A 2,364-nucleotide genomic window follows, 5' to 3' on the forward strand; every position below is an offset into this window, starting at 1 on the left:
TGGAAGAAGCCGAGTGGGTCTTTCCACCCACCATCGGCAATCGAGTGCGATTATTGGTTGACGCTGCCGAAGCCTACCCGGCGATGGAGTCGGCCATTCGCGCCGCCCGGCAGCACATTCACATTTCGTTTTATATATGGAACGACGATGCCACCGGCCGTGCTTGGCGCGATTTGCTAGTGGAAAAAGCGCGGGCCGGCGTCCAGGTGCGATTATTACTGGACGGCCTGGGAAGCCGCTTTGCCCGCCGACGGAATCTCATGCGACCATTGGAGCAGGCCGGCGGCGAAGTGGCGTTTTTCCTGCCGCTGACGCTGTGGAGCTCGCGGCCGACCATCAACTTTCGCAATCATCGCAAAATTGTGCTAGCCGATGGCTGCACCGGTTTTTTGGGTGGCATCAACATCGGAGACGAGTACACAACCGGTTGGCATGACTTGGCGTTGCAACTGGAGGGGCCGACCGTCGATCAGTTGCAGGAAACGTTCGCCGAAGATTGGTTTTTTGCCACGGGGCGGGAAATTGTCACGCCACAAATCTTTTGCCAATGGCAAACGCCGGAAGGCAGAGCCGCGTTGCCGGCACCTGATGACGATCAAGCAGTGTGCAGCATTTTGGCCAGCGGTCCGCACACGCCGCACAACTTCACGCACGATGCCCTGTTTCTATCGATGGCGCAGGCCAAGGAGCGGGTATACATTACCACGCCTTATTTAATTCCGGAAGAAAGCACGATGGCGGCGCTGCGGACGGCGGTGTATCGCGGTGTTGATGTGCGCGTGTTGGTGCCGGCCAAAAGCGACGCTTGGGTTGTGCAATGGGCCGGCCGTTCGTACTATCCGGATTTGTTGGCCGCCGGCGTGCGATTGTACGAATACCAGCCGAACATTTTGCACGCGAAAAGCGTGGTGATCGACAATGATTTATCGATCGTCGGCAGCGCGAACATTGACGTTCGCAGTTTTCGTTTGAATTTTGAAGCCAGTTGTTTGGCGCGCAGTAAACCGTTGGCGCGTCGGCTGCTCGATTTGTTCTCCCGCAATTTACAACACAGCCGTGAAATAACGCACGAAGATGTCCAGCGCCGCTCCTATCTATCGCAACTGGGCGACGCCGCGGCCCATTTACTGAGCCCGTTGATGTAAATTTTGAAGCTCAATGGTTTACGCAAAAGCTTCCATTTGATTTTGTCGTTGAGCCCGATAAACTGAAGCCATCGTCGTGACCGCACTACTTCAATTCGCGCGGTGGAGCAACCTATGCAAAAGCCACCGAACGATTTGCAAAATTGCGCTGAGAATGACAAGACGGCAGTCGATTACACAGGGCCGATTTGGGAAATGTAAAATAGCAGTTGAATATCCAAAATCAACTCTTTTAATCTTCCTCTGATCTATCCGTATTCATCTGTGGCCTCTTGATGGTCAATTTCTCTGCGTCTCTGCGGTAAATAAATGCCATGGCTAACGAAAAACTTCGCCGGCGGATTGCTTGGGATGCGGCGCAGCTGATCCGCGCCGGGCAGGAGTCGGAATATCAAGCGGCGCGGATGAAAGCCGCACGCCGCGCGGCCCGCGGTTGGATTCCCGACGAAGATTTGCCCAGCGACGAGGAAATTCGCAGCCTGGTTCACACGGCCGCTCCGCCCGCTGGCGTGGTGTTGGGGGATCGGTTCGATTTTTATAAGCGGCTCTTGTTGCCGCTGGAGCAAGTGAAGCTGAATCCAGAATATCATCCCGAGGGAGATTGTCTGCACCACACGCTGCAAGTGTTCGATCTGGCCCGGCACGAGTTGCCCTACGACGAGGAATTTTTGCTGGCCGCGCTGTTGCACGACGTGGGCAAAGCCATCGACCGCAAAAATCACATCGCCGCCGGCCTGTCGGCACTGGACGGATACATTACCCCGCGCACGGCATGGCTCATCGAACATCACACCGAGGCGAATCAAATGGCGCGGGGAGAGTTAGGCGTTCGTGCCAAGCGCCGGCTGGAAACCCATGAAGATTTTCACGAACTGGAACTGCTTTCCAAATGCGACCGCGGCGGCCGGCAGAAAAACATGCTCGTGCCCGATGTCGACGACGCGCTGAAGTATCTGCGCGAGCTGGAGCAAGAACACGGGGAATGAGCGAAATGAAATCGCGGTGACATAAATAAACAGACCAGCAAATGTATTAACTCTGCATAAGGAGTATTCCATGTTCCGATACGTCAAGAGTCAAGATGCCGAGCTGGACGGTATTACGATTATGGGTGAAGTTTGTGTCACACCCGCAGCGGTTGTGCGGCGGTTTGGAAAGCCGTCCCCAGGTGAAGGTTATAAAATCAGTGGAGAGTATGCGTTTCTTAATGATCGTAATG

2 protein-coding genes are annotated in these 2,364 nt (G+C 55.0%); both read left to right on the forward strand.

Annotated features, from left to right (window positions below; genetic code table 11):
* Nucleotides 1–1,145 (forward strand): cardiolipin synthase (gene cls, locus VMJ32_18095; protein HTQ40933.1); only part of this gene is annotated, 1,145 nt, incomplete at its 5' end.
* Between the two features lie 314 nt (nucleotides 1,146–1,459).
* Entirely contained in the window at nucleotides 1,460–2,131 is a 672-nt protein-coding gene (locus tag VMJ32_18100; GenBank protein ID HTQ40934.1) for an HD domain-containing protein, read from the forward strand.
* Nucleotides 2,132–2,364 lie beyond the last annotated feature (233 nt).

The organism is Pirellulales bacterium (assembly GCA_035499655.1).
Classification (GTDB): Bacteria; Planctomycetota; Planctomycetia; order Pirellulales; family JADZDJ01; genus DATJYL01.